Genomic DNA, 18,962 nt, shown 5'->3' with positions numbered 1-18,962 from the left:
GACCCCATAATAGTAAGATGTTAAAAACATTGGATCCGTTAATCAGTTGCTGAGTGGCTCTAACGTACAAGCTGTCGTTTTTTGTGCTGAAAATGAGTAAGGGGTGATAGGCGGGCAGAGTTCCACGAGTGTATTAAGCCGTCTATCTGGCTGATTGACGTAGGGATTACTTGTATCCCAAGCATACCCAGCAAGAATAGAGCAAATCATGCTCTTGATTTTAGGGTTACTTTCTTGATGAAAAATCACTTGTTGAAAACGAGTATCGTACCATGCTTGTACATAAGTACGGAACGTATCGACCCCTTGCATGAGGGGCGCGCTGTAGTCCAGATCCCAGTCAACGGTATCGCCATTAAGTTGTTTAATGAGTGATTTGACGGCTAGGGATGCTGATTGCATTGCAATAGTGACCCCAGATGAAAAGACAGGATCGAGAAATTCTCCTGCATTACCTAATAAGGCAAATTTGTTCGTTGCTAATGTTGTGACATTGGCGGAATACCCTTTTAACTCACGACACTCATTGATGATGCTAGCATTGGTTAATAACCTGTCCAAGCTCGGCTCTTGGGCGATCATAGATTGTAGTCGTGTTTTTAAATCATGACCTTGGGTCATGAGCTTTTCAGGCTCTCCTACGACGCCAACTGAGCAGTGGCCATTGGAGAAAGGGATCAGCCAATACCAAATACTCGGATCATGTGGATTAACACTGATTAAAATCTTATTGCGGTCAAAGTGAGCATCGTGAATGTTATCTTTAATATGGGTAAAAATAGCGCTGCGTGTGGGTAAATTTGAGGGTTGTTCTAGCGCTAATAGTTTAGGTAACACACGACCAAAACCACTGGCGTCTAAAATGTATTTGGCACTGACTTTATAGGATCCATTATTTTCATCATGGACTTGTAAACAAGGGGCGGCAGTTAAATCAATGTGTTCGACTGTTTGGCCAAAGCGAATATCAACGCCTTGCTTTTGTGCGGTATCGGCTAATAATTTATCAAATTTTGCCCGTTCAACTTGAAATGTGGTACCGGGACCTGGCGTGTATTTATCGTTAAAGTCAAACCTGGTGTAATGTTCACCATACTGAAAAGCAGCACCATTTTTAAATTGAAATCCTGCATTGTTAACGGCATCTAGCATGTTGGCTTCCTCAATAATTTGCATACAGCAAGGTAATAGGCTTTCGCCAATGGAAAACCGAGGAAAGAATTGTTTCTCTAAGACTAAGACTTTTTTGCCTTGTTGATGTAATAAGCTGGCAGCAATGCAGCCAGAGGGGCCTGCGCCGATAATAATGACATCTAAGTCTGCGGGTATAGATTGAGAGGAGAATGCTAACGACATTAAGATTTACTCTGTGTGACAATATGTATGAAAGGTGATAGTAAAAAAGTGCAGCCAATACCTAATAAGAGCGTTAGGCCAAATGCATGAATAGCGGGAGTATCACTAAAAGCGAGTAATCCAAAGGCTAATAATGTGGAACAAGCGGATAAGAATACTGCCATCATGACCCCCGTACTATCTTTTTTTGCTTCGGCAAAAAATAAGCTGTAATCGACACCAATACCAAAGACAAGGATCAGCGCTAAAGCATGAAATAGCGTTAATGCACTGCCGAATATGCCTAAAATGGCGAGAGTGAAAAGCGTCGCGACTGCGGGTACAGCAACTATGATGAGGGCGAGTTTGAAATGAAAACGTATGGAAAAAATACCCGCAGCAAGCAGTAAAGCAATGACTAATAAACCTAAGGTGAGCTGCCTGTATTGGCCCATGATGTGTGAGATATCGGCGACTTTATCGACCAGTTTGACAGCGCCATTATGCTGAGTAAGGGGGAGAAGCAATTGATTCAAAGCGGGTAAATTATGAATGCCGCCTAAGAGTACAATGGCACCATATTTATCAGTGCTATTTGAGCTGTCAGTGACTGCATTGGGATTTAACCACAAAGGCGCGAAGGCCTTTCCAGCTGGGCTTGTTAAAAAATCATCGGGTTCTATGTATTGGTGCTCAGCAGAATCATAAGCCGATTGCAGCTTAGGTGCTAGTGTTTCATCTAAACCTATCATATTTAATGTTTTTGTGAGTGACTGCCCATAAATTTTGGCTTGAAGTTGGTAGTTTCTATTTTGTTTTTGATGGCTTGGTAAATAAGCACTGAGACTGAAAGCATTTCCCAGATAGCCTAATGATATTGCTTGCTGAAGGTAAGGGGAGAGCTTTTCAAGTTGCTGGAGTAGTGCCTGCTCTGTGTCACCTCGAACTAATAGAAACTGATTATCTGTGCCGCCACTGAGTATGCTTCGCACTTGATTTTCTTCTTGAGTGATATGCTCAGGGCTTTGTTGCAGCTGGCGAATATCATCATTACTCTTTAGTTGTAATAGTCCTAAGCCACAGAAAATAACCATTAGGCTGGCGAGTAACTTTATTTGCTTCGCTGAGATCACTTGGCAGATTTGAGTCAATCGAGTTTGGTATTGGTTAGCGATCTGCAAGGGGGTGCGTGATTCAGGTAAGGGAGATTGTGCTAATAATGGGTATGCTAAAATTAATGTGATATAAGCACCTATCAAACCAGAAGCGCAAAATATAGCCACCTGTTGCATGCCCGGAAAGGGGGCAAAGCCCATACTGAGGTAGGCGAGCACACTGGTGATAAGCGCGAGACTAATGGCGGGAAAGATGTGTTCGATAATGTGTGAAGTTGATAACTTAGGGCGTTGCAATCGTTCGCAATAAAAATGAAAGCTGTAATCAATGGCAATACCAATGAGACTGGTACCAAAGACCAAAGTGAGTAAATGAATTTGATGAAACACAAGTAGTGTGCCCACCAAGGCAAATAAAAAGCCTGTTGATAGTGTTAACAAGGCGATAGTGAGAGGCATAATAGAACGAAAAGCCAGTAGCACGAGTCCAATGACGCCAATGAGTGAAATGAGTCCAATGGTTGAGACTTCTTTTTTAGCATTACTGGTCGCCGCAGCGGCATGAAAGACCGCGCCCGCTTTGATGATTTTAATGTTTTTGTATTTTTGGCTGGTGGCTGAGAAGGCATTTTTCAAGCTCGTGAGTTGAGCTTGTTGTGCATTGGGACTAAAAGCGCTACCTAAGCCTTTTGCCATGACAATGGCGGCCACACCATTAGCTTGTTTATGGAGTAAGATGCCTTGTCGAACCTGTAATTGATTTTTGGGCGCCATGGCCATGATGTTACTGGGGTAGAGCAATAGCGGATCTTGGCTTAATAACTCACTGTTTGCAAAACCAAAAGCACTATATAGCTGCTGCTGAACCTTTGTTATCATTGCAGGTAATTGGGCTTCTGATAAGGCTTGGGTTTGTTTGTGGGTAAGAAGATGAAAACGATAGGGGAAATAATATCGGCTCAATGCTTCCCCTTGATTGAGATCGGCACTTTGAATGTCATCAAAAGTCTGCGGTTTGCTTGTTTTTAATTGCTGCATAAAGGTGTTAGCGGCAGCAATTGCTTGGGTTTCATTGCTAGCAATGAGGGCAATATAAACGCGGTTGGCTAATTGATTTTCAACTCGAGATAATGCGTGGCTCGTGAGGGGATCTTCCTTGACTTTAGGCAGCATGGCTAAAATATTCGTTTGTATTTTAGCGCCATTCTGCCAGACATTTACCCCAGTTAAACTGACGGTAATAATGATCAATAGCCAACATAAAAAGCCTATGCTTGGTTTGATACTGCTTATCTTATGGGCAATATATTTCATCATAGCTAATTAGTTTGTTTACTTTTTTTTGTGTCAGGATTGAAGGCATTGAGCTCAGCCATGGTGAGGGGGCGATTTTGAATATGACTGAAGACTATTTTGCTGCTATCACCATTAGGGCTAAATAAAACTAATTGGTTAATACTTGTTTGCCCTTCGATGATCATTTTTGGCAATATCTTAGCGACAAGGGGATCTTTTGGAATGAGGCCTAATTGCCATTGTTTTTTTGCTTGTAAAAATGAAATGGAGAAGTCTTGTTCCAGTTGCTTGATATCGCCAGTTAACATGGCGTTTAATAAGCTAGGCATTATATTTTCCAATGCCGAAGCAGCGGGAATATTTCCGGCATCTTGAATTTGAATGTGGCCCTGGCTATTAACTTGAATAAGCTGCTTATCTTTTAAAATAAGGCTGGATTTAAAGGGACGTAATTGTTGCCATACAAGCCCTCTATGTTGATCAAAGAGAAAATGCCCATGGCTGACGAGTGGCTTTTTCAACACCTTAAGCTGACGGTATTGGGTAAAATCGCCACTGGCAGAGGAGCCAAAATGTAATTGGGAGCTCAATGCCTTTAGGGTTGATTCGGTGGCTGGGTGTGAGAACAAAGTATCATCATAGGCACTAGTATTCGCGAATAAGAGTGAAGGAAAAAAACTCAGTATTAAAAAATAGCATACTCGAATAAAAGTAAGACTTTTCATTTTGATAACCACGTAATAAGAGGCAAAGGTTTAATCCGCTAATTCACTGAATACACAGTACGCTTAAGGGATTAATCGTTTTATTTTATGTTGGAAAACGTCAGGTGTCACGAAACACAGTTCTTGTGTGTTCATATCAACAGCGGCTTGAATAGTATACCCCTTAGTGATCCGCTTTCCGGTATTGGCGTCAATGACCTTATAGTTAATCTTGATACGGTTCTCCCATTCAACCAATGCGGCAATGACTTTTATTTTTTGGTCAAATGTGCTCGATTGCACGTATTTTATTTGTGTATCAATAATGGGCCAGCTATAGCCTGAATGCAGCATTTCACGATAGCCGTAGTCAATTTTATCGAGTAATGCACAGCGAGCAATTTCAAAATAGCGCAAATAATTTCCGTGCCAAGTGATCCCCATGGAATCAACGTCATGAAAGGGAATGACTTGTTCAATTTCTGCGGTGAGTATGGGTTCCATTGTTATTCCTAACTTTGATACAGTGATTGCGCCATTGAAAAAGATCCAATCACTGTGTTTGTATCATGATAAGCGTTTTATTGAGCCAGTGAATGACACACTTCCCATTCACCACGTTGAATTTTTTCGACTGTTTGCCTAAGCGTTTGCTCTAAGGGGCGATCTTCTGTTAGCAAGCTGAAATCATGTTGAATTTGAGTCAAAGTTTTTGCCACTGAGGGTGTAAAAGAAAGTGTGTCGATCTCTTGATTTCTAATGCGTAAATTAATGCCTTGTGACATGGCCAATAGTGCCGCAGCTGCCACCTGCTCTGTGAGTTGCAAGACACGTAAACAATCTCGAGCAGCAATGGTGCCCATACTGACTTTATCTTGGTTATGACACTCTGTGGAGCGAGAAAAAACGCTGGCTGGCATGGTTTGCTTTAAGGCTTCGGCTGTCCATGCTGATACACCAATTTGTACAGCTTTAAACCCATGGTTAATGACACTACGTGGGCCTGTTGAGCCCGATAAATTTGCGGGTAAGCCATTATTAAATTTAGGGTCCATGACTAATGCCATTTGTCTATCGATAAGATCGGCAACATTGGCTACCGCATTTTTTAATGCATCCATTGCAAAAGCGATATGCCCACCGTAGAAATGTCCCCCATGAAGCACATGTTCACCTTCAGCATCAATGATGGGGTTATCATTGGCACTGTTTAGTTCCGTTTCGATAAACTGACGCATAAAGGGCAAGGCATCTTGTAAAACACCAATGACATGGGGAGCACAGCGGATGGAGTACCTGTCTTGCAAGCGATCGGAATTACGGGGGTGTTCATGATGATTGAGATCTTCACGGATCCAAGCTGCAATTTGATTTTGTCCTGGGTGGGGTTTGGCAGCAAATAGGATCTCATCAAAATGATTGGAGTTACCTTTCAAGGTTAAAGAGGCCATGGCGGTAATTCGACTGGATAACTTGGCCATATACTGTGCTCTATCAAAGGCCAAGCATGCGAGCGCAGTCATGACAGCGGTGCCATTCATTAAGGCCAAACCTTCTTTAGGGCGAAGGGTTAAAGGAATGATATCCAGTTTGGCATAGACCTCAGCAGTAGACTGTTTGACACCTTGATAAATGACCTCTCTTTCACCGACCAATACCGCGGCTAAATAAGACAGCGGCGTGAGGTCGCCACTGGCGCCCACAGACCCTTCTTCTGGAATGACCGGAATGATGTTGAGATTAAGCAGTAGTTCAATGCGCTTCAATAATGCATAACTGACGCCTGATTTTCCATATGCCAGAGAACTTAACCGACAAGCCATAACGGCTCTTGCTTGCATTTCTGAAAGGGTTTTACCTAAACCACACCCATGAAAGCGGGTTAAGTGAAGGGGCAGTTCATCGACTAAATCTAAACCGACTTTGACAGTACAAGAGTCGCCATATCCTGTTGTAACACCATAGATGACGCCTTCTTCACTGAGTAAGTTATCAATAAAGTCTGCACCTTGCTGTATATAGGCTTGGTACTCATGACTATTGTTGAGCTCAATTTTAGCGCCTTTAGCAATGGCGACAACATCTTCAAGAGATAGGTTTTTGCGACCAAAACGAATAATGGTTTGAGTCTCGTTTGTGTGTGTGGCTTGTGTCATTTACTGCTGGTCCTATTCTCATTAACTTGACTCTTGCTGGATGAGCGACGTTGAGTCTGATTATCGTTACGCCAAAAATCATAAAAGTTAAACCATTGCAGCGGCTGTCGCTTTGCATGGTTTTCTAAAAGTTGACTATATTCATTGACTGCTTGCTGTAGCCTGACAGTTCTCTCTTTTCTTGGTCCTTTTAATTTTGTGTTAAAAGGCGTGATATGCACGTGATATCGATCATGTTCTTTTAAACAGAACATAGTGTATATAGGGCAATCGAGCAGCCCTGCTAACACAAAAGGCCCAGAAGGAAAAGGGGCTTGTTTTTGCATAAACGGGGTGTAAATCACTCGCCCCTCACTGCCTAGAGACGTTCTATCCCCTGCAATGACCACTAACTCACCAGCTTCAATTTTTTCTTGTAATAAAATAGAAGTGCTAGGGCCAAGCTCGGTTACTTGAATAAGATTCAGAGCACTACTTGGATTTAACTGCTTTAGGATATTATTGAAGTTTTCAGCATGCTGTGTCATTACCATCACATTAACTTTTGCATTACGATGGGTGACCGATATGGCGCGGCATAATTCTAAGTTACCTAAATGAGACACTAATAATACTGCGCCTTGTCCTTGTGCCATATGGGTTGCCAGTACATCACTCTCTGGAAAGTCAATTTTTTCGGGGGGAATGCGATCGCACCAAGCATCCAAACGGTCGAGGGCAGCATGGCCGAAACTAAAGAAATGTTGTAGGCTTTCTAACCAACCAGGTGTAGAGGGCAGTTTGCTATTGTCAGGATAGGCAAGTTTGACTTGTTGTAAAAAGTCTATTGAAGCCTGTCTTGCCGTTTTTCCTGTGATAAAAAAATATAAAATCACTGGGTACATAATCGCGCGGCAAAGCCAATGTCCCCCATAACGGTAGCAGAGCGCTAACAGCTTTATGCCCCAGTAGCTGCCTCGTTCTCCCACAGAAGACCAATGTTTTGAGTTGGATTTTTTGATTTTATTTGCGTTAATGGGGGTTGTTTTGTGTAATCGAGATGGTAAGCGTTTTAGCATACCAAAAAAAAGGCGAGTGTGCAGAGCTGAAATACGCACATTGTCTCTAAAGGCTTGAAAGTGACTACTGCCTTCTTCAGGGTAAATGACTCGCGTTGGAATATGTTTTACTTCAATTCCTTGCCAATGAAGCTTGACTAAGATCTCAATATCAAAGTCCATTCGCTCGCCCAACGATTGGCTTAAAAATAAAGATTCAGTTGCTTGTAATGGATAAACACGAAAACCGCACATTGCATCTTTTATATTCAGGCTTAAGGTTTCTACCCAAACCCAAAAGTGGGTGAGATAGCGTCCATATAAACGGCCTTTTGGAATGGAGTCATCATACTGGGGCTGCCCAGATATTACAGCATGTGGAGCCTGTTGAGCGGTATCAATAAAAGTGGGGATATCGTTTAAGTCATGTTGACCATCGGCATCAATCTGTAATGCATGAGTAAATCCGTCTTCATAAGCTGCTCTAAGCCCTGTGATGACAGCTGCGCCTTTCCCTCTATTGTATGGGTGATGTAATAAATGGACCCAGTGATATTGTTTGGCAAGTTGTTGTAATAGATAGCGTGTTTCATCATTGCTTCCATCATCAACAAGATAGCAATCACGCTTAAAAACAGCAAGGTTGGCTAAGGTTTCACTGATGGCGGCTGTATGATTATAGTTGGGGATCACAAATGCTAACTGCATGCATATTAACTCGCTGTAAGAGGGTCTTGGGTTGATATGATAATGCGCCCAGATGAGAAGCGTGTTTGCTGATCGCTATAAACAAAACTGAGTTTGTGCTTTTTGGCATCGAGGGTGATATTTAAGTCAACTTCTACGCCCGGCAATATAAAATGCTGAAATTTTAGCACTTCTAATGTCGTTGCATATGTTGGGTAATGAAAATGTTCACAGCCTAATCGAATAGCCCAGTCAAGTTGAGTGACGCCAGGTAAAATGGGTTGATTATTAAAATGGCCATTAAAATAGGGGGATTTTTCATCGATGTGCAGGCGCCATGTTGCAAAGGTATCATTGAGACTATGGCTTATAATGTGAGGCAATTGAGATTTAATCATGAGTAAATAATGCCAATAGTTGAGATTGCACTTGCTTACCTTGCGTATTAACGGGCATTTTTTCTGGATAGCGCCAACGTTTTGGTAAAATGACTCTTTCAAATTGTGTTAATAGGTAAGATTTAAAAATATTGTTGAGGCTGAGTTTTCCCTTTGCTTTTAGGTACTTTTTACCTGACTCGGATAATTCTATTACGGCAGCTAATTGTGTTTTTGGCTGCTCAATAACTAATAGCCTTGCTAAGTTTATCATAGGATGGGTATGCAGCAGGGTTTCCATTTCAACCAGTGAAAGTCGCTTTTCTTCAATTTTTACAATACGATCGAGTCGCCCTTGAAGAATAAACTCATTATTTTCAATGATTTTTATTTTATCGTTACATTTCATCCAATTGTCATGTTCAATATAAGGAGACTTAAGCCATAGTGCACCGTCATTTTCATCTTGTTTGATGTGAATGGGGGTAAAAGTTTTCCATGTTTGTTGTTCTTTATATTGACGACGGTAAGCGATACCACCCGTTTCTGTACTGCCAAAGATTTCTATTGGTAACGTTGAATAACACTGCTTAATACCTTGAGCTGCCTCATAGCTTAACGGGCCACCAGAACTGAATACTAAGCTGGGGGCACGCATTTGGGGCTGATAGTCTAAAGACGCGGGTAAGCGAGATAAGTGTGCTGGACTGCTAATTAAACATAGCTGAGAAAATAAATGACTGTAATAGCTCAATGTTTCAGGGTATTCAATCAGGTCACTTAAAAAAGGTCTACGGCTAGCCAGTGGCCAAAGAATCTTAAATAATAAACCATAAATATGTTGATGGGAGACGGTTGAAATAATGCTGCATTGCGGTAGATGTTGAGCAAAAGTGGATTCTAGGGTGGATACTTCAAAGTCAAGTTGAGCTAAGGTTTTCTTTACGGCTTTTGGTTGTCCGCTACTGCCCGAAGTAAACAGAGTGAAGCTGCCCCAGTTTGCCGATTTTGGCCAAGGAAATCTTGGTGCATCAGTCACTTTTTCCAATAGTATAAAGGTTTTTTGGGGGGCTAATGCTTTATCAGATAATATGGCATCAAATTGGTTATTTAACGCCAACAAGTTGGCAGGTTGTATGCTTGAAGGAAGAATAATCTCTTTTCCTGCAATTAATGCTGCGCATAATCCAATCGCAAATAATTCACTGTTATCGCAAGATAACAGCCACTTTTCATGCTGGCTTTCAATCAGTTGTTGATGGAAGAAGGCGACTTGATGGCTAAAACATTCTCCTGTAAGAATATTATGATGATTAAAACTAATGAGTTGTTGCTCAATGGGGCCTAATGTCAACCAAGAAGTCAGAATATTTATCATCGTTTTTTCAACCAAAGTGTGCGGTATAACCATTCACCAGTAAAAAGAGTGCCCATCAACAAATAAGAAATAAGACCGTTATAAAGGGTCCAAGTAGAAAGACTTGAAAATTGGGCTGTATAGAAAGCTATGGCACCATTAACAATGAAAAAAATGCACCAGATTAACGTGACTTTATTAAGATAAGGTACAGCACTTTCAGGTAAATCTGGTTCTTTCAATCTTGCTAACCGTTCAATGATGCTTGGCCCCCATCTCAAAGAATGCGCAAATAATAACAGCATGCAAGTACTGATAACGACAGGGTAATACAGTAACCAGTCATTGACTTTTGCAATATAGCTGCTCATCGTTAACACAATGCCCGCTAATATGGGGAGCATTAACGATTTGAGCTTTTGTTTATTAATAAAGAGTCTTAATAATAACAAGCTACAAAGTAGCAACGCAATGCTGCCTTGGGGTAAATAATTTAGCCCCAAATAAACGGCGATTGGGTAACATAGCACCACAATTGTGGTGGCTATTTGTAAAAAAAATGTCATTAACTGGCAACGAGTGCTTCAATAGCATCAACAACATCTTCAACGGTGCGAACCGCCTTAAATGTATCTGGGTGGATCTTTTTCCCAGTGATCTGCTGTAATTTGATGACAAGATCCACCGCATCAATACTGTCTAGATCTAACTCATCGTATAGTGATGCACTTAATGTGATATCATTTTCGTTAATTTCAAATTCTTCTACTAAAATCTTAGTCAAAGTTTCAAGTATTTGCTCACGGTTTTTCATGTTACTTCCAGTACTTATTGCGCCTCAATGAATTTGGCAAGGTTGCTGACACTATAAAAGTGTTGTTTGGTTTCGTCTGAATTAGCATCGATTTTGATATCAAATTGTTTTTTTATGGCTAATCCGAGCTCTAGTGCATCGATAGAGTCTAATCCTAATCCGTCACCAAATAGGGGAGCGTCAGAATCAATATCGTCAATGCTCACGTCTTCTAAGTCGAGGCTTTCGATTATCAATTTCTTTATTTCATTATGTAATTTCATGAGTTATATCTAATTGTTGTTTATAATAATGTTCTAAATCTCGAGTCATTTGCCGCGCTTTTTTTGCATTTAAACTCGTATCCACACTGCCGGTAGAGATGTATTCATTGTAAGAGCGGGGATCGCCTATTTCGACTCGCATCCCAATCGTGCGTGCGGGAATATGATACCACGGTTGTTGCTTACTGAGACCAGTTGCATTAGTACGTAATACTATTGGGATCAATTCTGTATGAGTGCGGAGGGTAATATTGGCCGCACCTCTTGCAAATTGGTTTATTGTTTCACCGATTTGTGTACGGGTGCCCTCAGGGAAAATAATCAGATTAGTGCCTGTTTCCAATTCAGATTTGCAATCCTTAAGTAATAAATCTGCGCCTCTATTAGGGATATAGCCAGCACTTGAAACGACCCCGCGTAGGAAGACATTTCGCCATAAGGCTTGTTTGACAATGCACCCCGCATTGGGGATTAAGCTTATCATCACCACCACATCGACCAGCGTTGGGTGGTTTGCTATGATGATTTTGCCTTTCATGTTGCGCAATAAATAGGCATTTTCGGTGCTGACTTTAATAACGCCTGCGGCGGTAAGCATCGCGACCATGCCTTTGAACATGATATGAACGGCTTTTCTTACACGCTTAATTTTTTGAGCGTGAGAGCCTGGCCAAAATTTAAGTAAAGGGAGCAAGGTTAAGGAGCTGAATAGTCCACCCAAGCCGAATACGATATAACAGGCGACTCCGCCGATCCACCTTGGAATATAGGCAAGTCCAGTGAGCTTAGGAGCGGGGGTAAAATTAGTCAAAATTCAGGCTCCAGAATTGATTGTTAATGCGGCCTGAAAGTGATTTTTTACAGGCTAAAGCCTGAAGTATTTCACCGTAATGCAATGTCTTCGCTGTGCCTTGTGTGCAATTAATATCAATTGAAAGCTTAGGTAAAGCTAAATTGACTGATTGCTTTGTGAGTACAAATGCCATGGCGATGGGCCATTCAGGTTGAGTATTAAAGATTTGAAAAATCGATGGTACGGGTTCATCACCATAAACCAGTAATAGGGGATCAGGCTTTTCATCTAGCTGGCCATAGGCTTCAATGAATGCTTGTGGGAATGAGTCTGTACCTGCGGCAATAGCCGTAGAAGCGCTAAGATTTTCCGTTAATATATTGAAAATGCCACTGGCAGTGTTATGTACAGATTGGCTGAAACTGGTTGGAGAAAGCGGTTGTGAATCTGTAATATCATTAAGCAATGACATAGTGCGATTGATTTCACCATGTTGCGATGAGAATATGCTGCGGCATTGAGCTGGAGGATCGGCTTGAAAGGCCGCTGCCAACATAATTTTTGTTAATGGGCTGAGTCGTCTACGTTGAATAGCGGGAATTTGCAGCAGTTTTGGCGGTTGTGCTGAATTGGGCAACGCGGTTGTGGGCGCTTGCCAGTGTTGCCAATCCAAGGCTTCTTGATACAAGGGAGACCACGCTCCCCAAGAAATAATGTCAAATGTTAACCGCATCGGTGCTCTGTGCCTGTTTTACTCAATTTTCTACATCGACTGAACTTACTAATAACTGTCGAAGATAGAAAATTCGAATTGATGCTAGTCGATGTTAGCTATTTATTATTTTTATCGACAAGTATGGTAGCACATATCCCCATAGCGGGGATATTGTTATTGGTTAATAATAATAATATTTAATGTTAATTTTAATCTGGCTGCTTTAATTGCGTTTCGAGACGACGTAAAGCGGCTTTGACTTTTCTAGCGTTATCAGGTCCCATACGAATAAGAAGTTTTTGTGGGCCTGCTAATGCTTCTAGCTTAGGGTCGACAAATTTATAATTAACACTGACTCCATTGACTTCTATAGGGGTATTAATGATTGGGGTTGCAAGCATGAGATCGATAGCCTTTAACATACGGTTGTCAAAGTGCGTGTCATTATAGCCAAGTTCGGCTAAAGCTTCGTTAAACAATGGGCTCATTTGTTTGTAAGTGATAAGCAGTTGTTTCTCATTGAGTCCACTTAGAAAGTCGGCATAAATATCATATCTATGATAGCTATCAGGGTTGATATAGGTTTTGTTACTAACGTCTGATACGGTAAATTTTTCGGTGGGTCCTTTTATGGGACTCGCATTACGAGCCAATTCACCTTCTGAAAGGTTATCAACAAAAACCACAAACTGACGCACTAAATTTTTATCATTTAATATGGGTTGAATAGCCATACCATCGGCAATGTCGACGGCTTTCTTGTAGGCAAATTTATCGCTATCATTTAACGGCGGAAGCGTCTCAGGTTCTTCAGAGGCTTGTGGTTCAACCTTTGTGGTTGGCTCTTCACTGTTCATTATTGTCGTGGATGTTTCAGGCACTTTTGCCACCGTGTCTAAAGGCTCATCCGGTGTTGAAACAGCTTGGCTCATAGTATCATCAGGCATACTTTCAACATTATCTTCTTGTTGGTTGAAATAGAAATATGCCCCTCCAGCGATGAGGATAATGATGATAACAAACATAATGATTGGGTTAGAGCCAGAGGTTTTTCTCTTTTGAGTGGCCCTATCTTCTTGGTTGGCTTTCATTTACATTCCTCTGCTACTCGGGTGAATATTTTCCGATACGTTCATGGTCAAATTAACAGGTAATCCTTGCTAAAGTCATCTTAATTAAAGATGTTTAATTTTTGAACTTTTATCATTTCAAGTCCACTTAGCAAATGAATCCGGTTAAACGATTTTACAGTGTAGATCTTAGTTGGTTAACCCTTAATCAGGCTTGTACAAATTGTTCTCTTTCGCCAAGCCACCTTGTAATGATATTATCAACATTATCGGGTGATTGATCCATTACATGTTGGGCTAATTTTTGAATATGTGGAATGAGTGCCTGATCTCTCATGAGATCAGCGATTTTCATATCAGCAATGCCAGTCTGTTTTGTGCCTAATACTTCGCCTGGACCTCTAATTTCGAGATCTTGCTGTGCTATCACAAAACCGTCATTACTTCGCCTTAATACACCTAATCGTTTGGTTGCAGTGTGAGATAATGGGGGCTTGTAAAGCAATACACAGTGGCTTGCGATAGCACCACGGCCGACTCGGCCTCGTAATTGATGTAACTGAGCAAGGCCTAATCGCTCTGGGTTTTCAATGATCATCAAACTGGCATTAGGCACATCAACACCGACTTCAATGACGGTTGTGGCGACTAATAAATTAAGGTGACCTTGTTTAAAATCGTCCATAATTTGTTGTTTTTCAATCGATTTCATGCGTCCATGGATCAGACCAATTTTGAGATCCGGTAAAGCCAGTTTAAGTTCTTCGGCAGTATCTTCAGCAGCTTGACATTCCAATACTTCAGATTCTTCAATGAGTGTACACACCCAGTACGCTTGCCGTTTGTCATGGAGTGCAGCTTGTTTCACTCGATTAATGACCTCGTTTCGGCGTTGCTCTGCAATGGCTACTGTGGTCACAGGTGTTCGGCCTGGGGGTAATTCATCAATAATCGAGGTATCTAAATCAGCATAAGCCGTCATGGCGAGCGTACGAGGAATGGGGGTGGCTGTCATGATTAATTGATGAGGATGAAAGCCTTGGCTTATCCCTTTCTCTCTTAGTCCCAAGCGTTGATGAACACCAAATCGATGTTGTTCATCAATAATAATAAGTGCAAGTTTATTAAAGGTGACTTGTTCTTGAAAAATAGCATGGGTGCCAATAATCATATTGGCTTCACCTGAAGCAATATCCGCTAAAGATTGGGCTCTTGCTTTGCCTTTTAATTTTCCAGCTAACCAACCGACTGTTAGGCCAAGAGGCGTAAACCAAGCACTAAAGTTGGCAGCGTGCTGCTCGGCGAGTAACTCTGTGGGAGCCATCATTGCCACTTGATAGCCGCTCTCAATGGCTTGCAAGGCGGCGAGTGCGGCCACTAAGGTTTTACCTGAACCGACATCTCCTTGCACTAAACGCATCATAGGGTGTGCTTTGAGTAGATCTTGCTTTATGTCATTAACAACCCTTTGCTGTGCACCCGTTGGGCTAAAAGACAAAGAAGCTAAAAAAGGACGGGTCAGTTGTTGGGTTGGAGGCATTGTAACAGCGCTGTCTTTATTGGCGCTTTGTCGTAGGCGTAGCATACTGAGATTATGGGCTAACAATTCTTCTTGTATCAGTCTTTGTTGCGCCGGATGGGTGCCTTGCTCTAGTTCATGGATTGAAACATCATTATTGGGTCGATGTAAAATGTGTATTGCTTGCTCTAAACTTAAATTGTTAGGTCTAAGGTGTGCAGGTAGTAATTCCGGTAAGGCCCCTTTACTGAGTAAGTTAAGGGCTTGCTCCGTGAGTTTGAATAAGCTGTTTTGTTTGAGTCCTTCAGTGGTCGGATAAACAGGGGTTAAGACTTGACTTTGTGGCAGAGATTGACCGTCTAGCAGCACCTTATAGTCGGGGTGAACCATTTCGACTTGATGTTTTCCTCGTCGAATTTCACCGTATGCCCGTAGGGTCATGCCTGCTGTGAGACTACTGCGCTGTGAGGCGGAAAAATTAAAAAAACGCAGTAATAATTGGCTGGTTTCATCTTGAACAAGGCAAGTGAGCATGCGTTTTCGACCATGAATAACTTGGCTTGAAATGATAGTGGCTTCGATTGTGCCATAAGTGCCAGGGTATAAACTCCCGATGGGGTAAATTTGGGTACGATCTTCATAACGCAGCGGGAGGTGAAATAACAGATCTTGTACCGTTTTAATATTGAGTTTGTCTAGACGTTGTGCCATTTTTGTGGCAACGCCTTTCAGATCTGTAATTGGGGTAAGATCTAATTTTTGCAAACTGTGCGTTTCCAACCACTGTAAATTTATACATATACTATCAGATAAATTGTCGTTGGCAATCTTAGATCGTTTTAAGCCTATAAAATATAGGTTTAAGTTTATTTATACCTGACTGACTAAATAGCTGACATAACATAAGTAACCGATTAATAGTAAAATACCTTCTCGCCGGCCAATACGATATCCCGTCCATGCAAACGGTAAAGTCATGACTGCTAGCATTAACATCACGCTAAAATCAATGGTTTTCATGCCTTCAGCACTGATGGGATGAATGATGGCTGTCACCCCTAAAATACCCAGAATATTAAAGATATTGGAACCAACAACATTACCAATGGCGATGTCGCTATGGCCTCTTCTGGCGGCCACAACAGATGTCACTAATTCTGGCATACTGGTGCCAATGGCGACGATGGTAAGACCGATAACAATTTCACTTATGCCGAATTGCTTAGCTAACGTAATGGCACCGTCAACAAAAAGAATGCCACCCCCCACCAACATAGCGATACCAATGCAAACGAAAAAAAGGGATAACAAAACATGTTGAGGTCGTTGATTGATAAGTTCGTTATTGTCACACAATGCGTTTTCTTTGCGAGAACTGATATAGCTGTATCCAAGGTAAATACTTAAGAGTGAAGCTAATAAAGTCCCATCCCATAGGCTGAGCTCTCCATCATGCAATAACCACCAAAATAGCATGGAAGCCATGATCATCAGAGGGATATCTCGTTTGACCATCTGTGATTCCACTCTAATAGGCTTTATAAGAGCGGTGATGGCGAGGATAAGGCCAATATTGGCAATGTTAGAGCCAATGACATTCCCCAGTGCTAAACCACTATTACCTGCGAGTGCAGCTTTTAAGCTCACAGCTAATTCAGGGGCACTGGTGCCAAAGGCGACAATGGTTAAACCAATGATTAAAGGAGCGACACCTAAGCGTAATGCTATTGCGCTGGCTCCTCTTACGAGTGCTTCAGCACCTAAGGTTAAAATAAGAAAGCCTGCAAGTAGAGAAAGAGTGATCAGCATTGGTATTGAATTTAAAGTGATTATTGAACAGCAAGAATAAAGGCTTAAACGGACATAGCAATGGGTTTAATGATATTGGCTGGATATTTTACCTTCCTCATGAATGCTAGTTAAGTTAAGATCATGATTAGATGAAATAAAAAACACGCTGTCTCGCGTGTTTTTTATTGTTAGCTAAATATTACTAATTGTAATATTAAAGCTCATTTTCCCAACGTATTTGACCGCCTCGCAAATCTTCGAGGCGATCAATATAACGGGCTTCCAATATATGGCGTTTAATTTTGAGTGTGGGTGTTAAGATGTCATTTTCCACACTCCACACTGCATCTGTGATAATAATCGCATCGACTTTCTCATGAGATTCTAAATGAATGTTGACGTTATCTAATGTTTCTTTTAACGAAGTGCGCACTTCTTCTCGGTGTTGTAAATTAGCCCCTTCAGACAGTTGGACTAAGGCTATAGGGTGAGGTAAGCCTGAGCCTACGACACAAATTTGTTCCACATGAAGATCTTTAGCGAGTTTGGTTTCAATAGGGACCGGTGCGACATATTTGCCTTTTGACGTTTTAAAGTTATCTTTCACTCGACCCGTAATAAAGACGTAGCCTTCATCATCTATGGTGCACAAGTCTCCGGTGAGATAGTAACCATCATCGGTAAAACTAGCTTGGGTTAATTCGTCATTTTTATAATAGCCTTGCATGAGTCCAGGGCTTTTAACGAGAAGCTCTCCTATTTCACTTTGTTTAATATCGCAACCTTCAACAGGTTTACCGACACTGCCAATTTTAGCGGGATTAAAGGGAATATGGACCAAGGAGAAGACGCTGTTTTCGGTCATTCCCCATCCTTCACAGATATCAATGTCAATATTGTGATACCAAGTGATGAGTGAAGGAGGGATTGGGGCTGAGCCTGAGGCAAAAATTTTACATTGACTGAAGCCTAAACCTGCTTTAATTTTATTTTTGATTAGGGTGCGGATCAGGGGGATTTTTAAGAGTAAATTGAGTTTACTTGCGCCGATTTTATCGATGATATTTTTTTGGAATAGGCTCCATAATCGGGGCACAGAAAAGAATAAGGTTGGAGCCGCTCTTTTAACATCGTCAACAAAGGTATCCAGATTTTCAACAAAGGCGACGCTAACACCAGAGTAAATTGAGCCACCTTCAATAACGACTCGCTCGGTAATATGAGCTAATGGAAGGTAAGACATGATCCTATCATCAGGACTGAGTTTGACTTTTTTGATTGCCGCTTCGGCTGTCCATGAATAGCTAGAAAAATGGTGGATAACACCTTTAGGTTTGCCCGTCGATCCAGAGGTATACACGATACTCATTATGGCATCAAGTGATGGAAGTGGAATATCAGTTAAAGGTTGACTTAACGATAATAATTGATCCCATTGATACTGTGCTGGCATGGTTTCATAAGGCATCGCCAGTCTGAGCATATCCCCACTGATCCCCTTTTCTTGCTCTGGCCAATTATCGAGTTTACCAACAATAATGGCTTTAGTGTCACTGTGTTCTAATGTATAGCGTATTGTATCTGCATTGGCAGTGGGGTAAATAGGAACACTAATATAGCCTGCATACATTAGTGTGAGATCGGTGATAAACCATTCTGCACAGTTTTTTGATAAAATGGCGACTTTGTCACCAGGGATTAGGCCTAGGTGACGTAATCCTCCAGCGAGTTGTTGTACTTGGCGATAAACATCTTTCCAAGTAAATTCTTTATATTGACCGTTTATGGGTTGCTTTAAGTAGACTTGATCCCCTTGGGTAGCGACCCAGTGTTCGAGCATTTCTATAGGACTTTTCATCAGCACTCAACTCCGTTTGCTATTTTTGTTTGCTTGTTTTTTATCCTTAAACCAGTATGGACACTTTTGTTATTT

The 18,962-nt window shown here is 41.5% G+C and carries 17 protein-coding genes; all 17 read right to left on the bottom strand.

Annotation, left to right across the window (positions count from 1 at the left end):
* Window positions 1-42: 42 nt before the first annotated feature.
* Window positions 43-1,356 carry an NAD(P)/FAD-dependent oxidoreductase gene (locus Q0779_RS08005; RefSeq protein WP_298771399.1) on the bottom strand — a complete coding sequence of 438 codons (1,314 nt, stop codon included), beginning with the start codon at window positions 1,354-1,356 and terminating at the stop codon, window positions 43-45.
* Window positions 1,356-3,767 (bottom strand): MMPL family transporter, encoded by a 2,412-nt coding sequence (locus tag Q0779_RS08000; protein ID WP_298771397.1) that lies wholly within the window; start codon window positions 3,765-3,767, stop codon window positions 1,356-1,358. Before Q0779_RS08000 ends, Q0779_RS08005 begins: the two co-directional genes overlap by 1 nt.
* A gap of 2 nt (window positions 3,768-3,769) precedes the next feature.
* Window positions 3,770-4,471: an outer membrane lipoprotein carrier protein LolA gene (locus Q0779_RS07995; RefSeq protein WP_298771395.1), complete on the bottom strand. Its 702-nt coding sequence runs from the start codon at window positions 4,469-4,471 to the stop codon at window positions 3,770-3,772.
* 63 nt (window positions 4,472-4,534) lie between these two features.
* On the bottom strand, window positions 4,535-4,954 hold the full coding sequence (locus Q0779_RS07990; protein ID WP_298771393.1) for a thioesterase family protein: 420 nt from the start codon (window positions 4,952-4,954) through the stop codon (window positions 4,535-4,537).
* A 77-nt stretch (window positions 4,955-5,031) separates the two neighbouring features.
* Entirely contained in the window at window positions 5,032-6,606 is a 1,575-nt protein-coding gene (gene hutH, locus Q0779_RS07985) for a histidine ammonia-lyase (RefSeq protein ID WP_298771391.1), read from the bottom strand.
* Window positions 6,603-8,351, bottom strand: a complete 1,749-nt coding sequence (locus tag Q0779_RS07980; RefSeq protein ID WP_298771389.1) for a glycosyltransferase — start codon at window positions 8,349-8,351, stop codon at window positions 6,603-6,605. Before Q0779_RS07980 ends, hutH begins: the two co-directional genes overlap by 4 nt.
* Window positions 8,352-8,356: 5 nt before the next feature.
* Window positions 8,357-8,728 (bottom strand): thioester dehydrase, encoded by a 372-nt coding sequence (locus Q0779_RS07975; RefSeq protein WP_298771387.1) that lies wholly within the window; start codon window positions 8,726-8,728, stop codon window positions 8,357-8,359.
* Window positions 8,721-10,085, bottom strand: a complete 1,365-nt coding sequence (locus tag Q0779_RS07970; protein ID WP_298771385.1) for an AMP-binding protein — start codon at window positions 10,083-10,085, stop codon at window positions 8,721-8,723. Before Q0779_RS07970 ends, Q0779_RS07975 begins: the two co-directional genes overlap by 8 nt.
* On the bottom strand, window positions 10,082-10,630 hold the full coding sequence (locus Q0779_RS07965; protein WP_298771384.1) for a hypothetical protein: 549 nt from the start codon (window positions 10,628-10,630) through the stop codon (window positions 10,082-10,084). The genes Q0779_RS07970 and Q0779_RS07965 overlap by 4 nt, the downstream gene beginning before the upstream one ends.
* The gene (locus tag Q0779_RS07960; protein ID WP_298771382.1) at window positions 10,630-10,878 is read right to left on the bottom strand and encodes an acyl carrier protein; all 249 of its coding nucleotides are present in this window, start codon (window positions 10,876-10,878) and stop codon (window positions 10,630-10,632) included. The genes Q0779_RS07965 and Q0779_RS07960 overlap by 1 nt, the downstream gene beginning before the upstream one ends.
* A 14-nt stretch (window positions 10,879-10,892) precedes the next feature.
* Complete coding sequence (locus Q0779_RS07955) at window positions 10,893-11,141, bottom strand: phosphopantetheine-binding protein (protein ID WP_298771380.1); 249 nt, start codon at window positions 11,139-11,141, stop codon at window positions 10,893-10,895.
* On the bottom strand, window positions 11,128-11,952 hold the full coding sequence (locus tag Q0779_RS07950) for a 1-acyl-sn-glycerol-3-phosphate acyltransferase (protein WP_298771378.1): 825 nt from the start codon (window positions 11,950-11,952) through the stop codon (window positions 11,128-11,130). The genes Q0779_RS07955 and Q0779_RS07950 overlap by 14 nt, the downstream gene beginning before the upstream one ends.
* Window positions 11,945-12,667, bottom strand: a complete 723-nt coding sequence (locus Q0779_RS07945) for a beta-ketoacyl synthase chain length factor (RefSeq protein ID WP_298771377.1) — start codon at window positions 12,665-12,667, stop codon at window positions 11,945-11,947. Before Q0779_RS07945 ends, Q0779_RS07950 begins: the two co-directional genes overlap by 8 nt.
* A gap of 191 nt (window positions 12,668-12,858) precedes the next feature.
* Window positions 12,859-13,740, bottom strand: coding sequence for a DUF3014 domain-containing protein (locus Q0779_RS07940; RefSeq protein ID WP_298771371.1), 882 nt, complete (start codon window positions 13,738-13,740; stop codon window positions 12,859-12,861).
* 187 nt (window positions 13,741-13,927) lie between these two features.
* A complete protein-coding gene (recG, locus tag Q0779_RS07935; protein ID WP_298771370.1) occupies window positions 13,928-16,003 on the bottom strand; it encodes an ATP-dependent DNA helicase RecG in 2,076 nt (691 codons plus the stop codon).
* Between the two features lie 105 nt (window positions 16,004-16,108).
* A complete protein-coding gene (locus Q0779_RS07930; RefSeq protein ID WP_298771368.1) occupies window positions 16,109-17,047 on the bottom strand; it encodes a calcium/sodium antiporter in 939 nt (312 codons plus the stop codon).
* A gap of 196 nt (window positions 17,048-17,243) precedes the next feature.
* Window positions 17,244-18,887, bottom strand: a complete 1,644-nt coding sequence (locus Q0779_RS07925; RefSeq protein WP_298771366.1) for an AMP-binding protein — start codon at window positions 18,885-18,887, stop codon at window positions 17,244-17,246.
* Window positions 18,888-18,962 lie beyond the last annotated feature (75 nt).

It is taken from the genome of uncultured Shewanella sp. (genome assembly GCF_947491715.1).
Classification (GTDB): Bacteria; Pseudomonadota; Gammaproteobacteria; order Enterobacterales; family Shewanellaceae; genus Shewanella.
Note: the sequence above shows the minus strand (reverse complement) of the source record. Positions and strands in the feature narration are given on the sequence as shown.

Excerpts from the sequence above, each read along its gene's own strand:
- Q0779_RS08005 (WP_298771399.1), bottom strand. The coding sequence starts at position 1,356 with ATGTCGTTAGCATTCTCCTCTCAATCTATACCCGCAGACTTAGATGTC.
- Q0779_RS08000 (WP_298771397.1), bottom strand. The coding sequence starts at position 3,767 with ATGATGAAATATATTGCCCATAAGATAAGCAGTATCAAACCAAGCATA.
- Q0779_RS07995 (WP_298771395.1), bottom strand. The coding sequence starts at position 4,471 with ATGAAAAGTCTTACTTTTATTCGAGTATGCTATTTTTTAATACTGAGT.
- Q0779_RS07990 (WP_298771393.1), bottom strand. The coding sequence starts at position 4,954 with ATGGAACCCATACTCACCGCAGAAATTGAACAAGTCATTCCCTTTCAT.
- hutH (WP_298771391.1), bottom strand. The coding sequence starts at position 6,606 with ATGACACAAGCCACACACACAAACGAGACTCAAACCATTATTCGTTTT.
- Q0779_RS07980 (WP_298771389.1), bottom strand. The coding sequence starts at position 8,351 with ATGCAGTTAGCATTTGTGATCCCCAACTATAATCATACAGCCGCCATC.
- Q0779_RS07975 (WP_298771387.1), bottom strand. The coding sequence starts at position 8,728 with ATGATTAAATCTCAATTGCCTCACATTATAAGCCATAGTCTCAATGAT.
- Q0779_RS07970 (WP_298771385.1), bottom strand. The coding sequence starts at position 10,085 with ATGATAAATATTCTGACTTCTTGGTTGACATTAGGCCCCATTGAGCAA.
- Q0779_RS07965 (WP_298771384.1), bottom strand. The coding sequence starts at position 10,630 with ATGACATTTTTTTTACAAATAGCCACCACAATTGTGGTGCTATGTTAC.
- Q0779_RS07960 (WP_298771382.1), bottom strand. The coding sequence starts at position 10,878 with ATGAAAAACCGTGAGCAAATACTTGAAACTTTGACTAAGATTTTAGTA.
- Q0779_RS07955 (WP_298771380.1), bottom strand. The coding sequence starts at position 11,141 with ATGAAATTACATAATGAAATAAAGAAATTGATAATCGAAAGCCTCGAC.
- Q0779_RS07945 (WP_298771377.1), bottom strand. The coding sequence starts at position 12,667 with ATGCGGTTAACATTTGACATTATTTCTTGGGGAGCGTGGTCTCCCTTG.
- Q0779_RS07940 (WP_298771371.1), bottom strand. The coding sequence starts at position 13,740 with ATGAAAGCCAACCAAGAAGATAGGGCCACTCAAAAGAGAAAAACCTCT.
- Q0779_RS07930 (WP_298771368.1), bottom strand. The coding sequence starts at position 17,047 with ATGCTGATCACTCTTTCTCTACTTGCAGGCTTTCTTATTTTAACCTTA.
- Q0779_RS07925 (WP_298771366.1), bottom strand. The coding sequence starts at position 18,887 with ATGAAAAGTCCTATAGAAATGCTCGAACACTGGGTCGCTACCCAAGGG.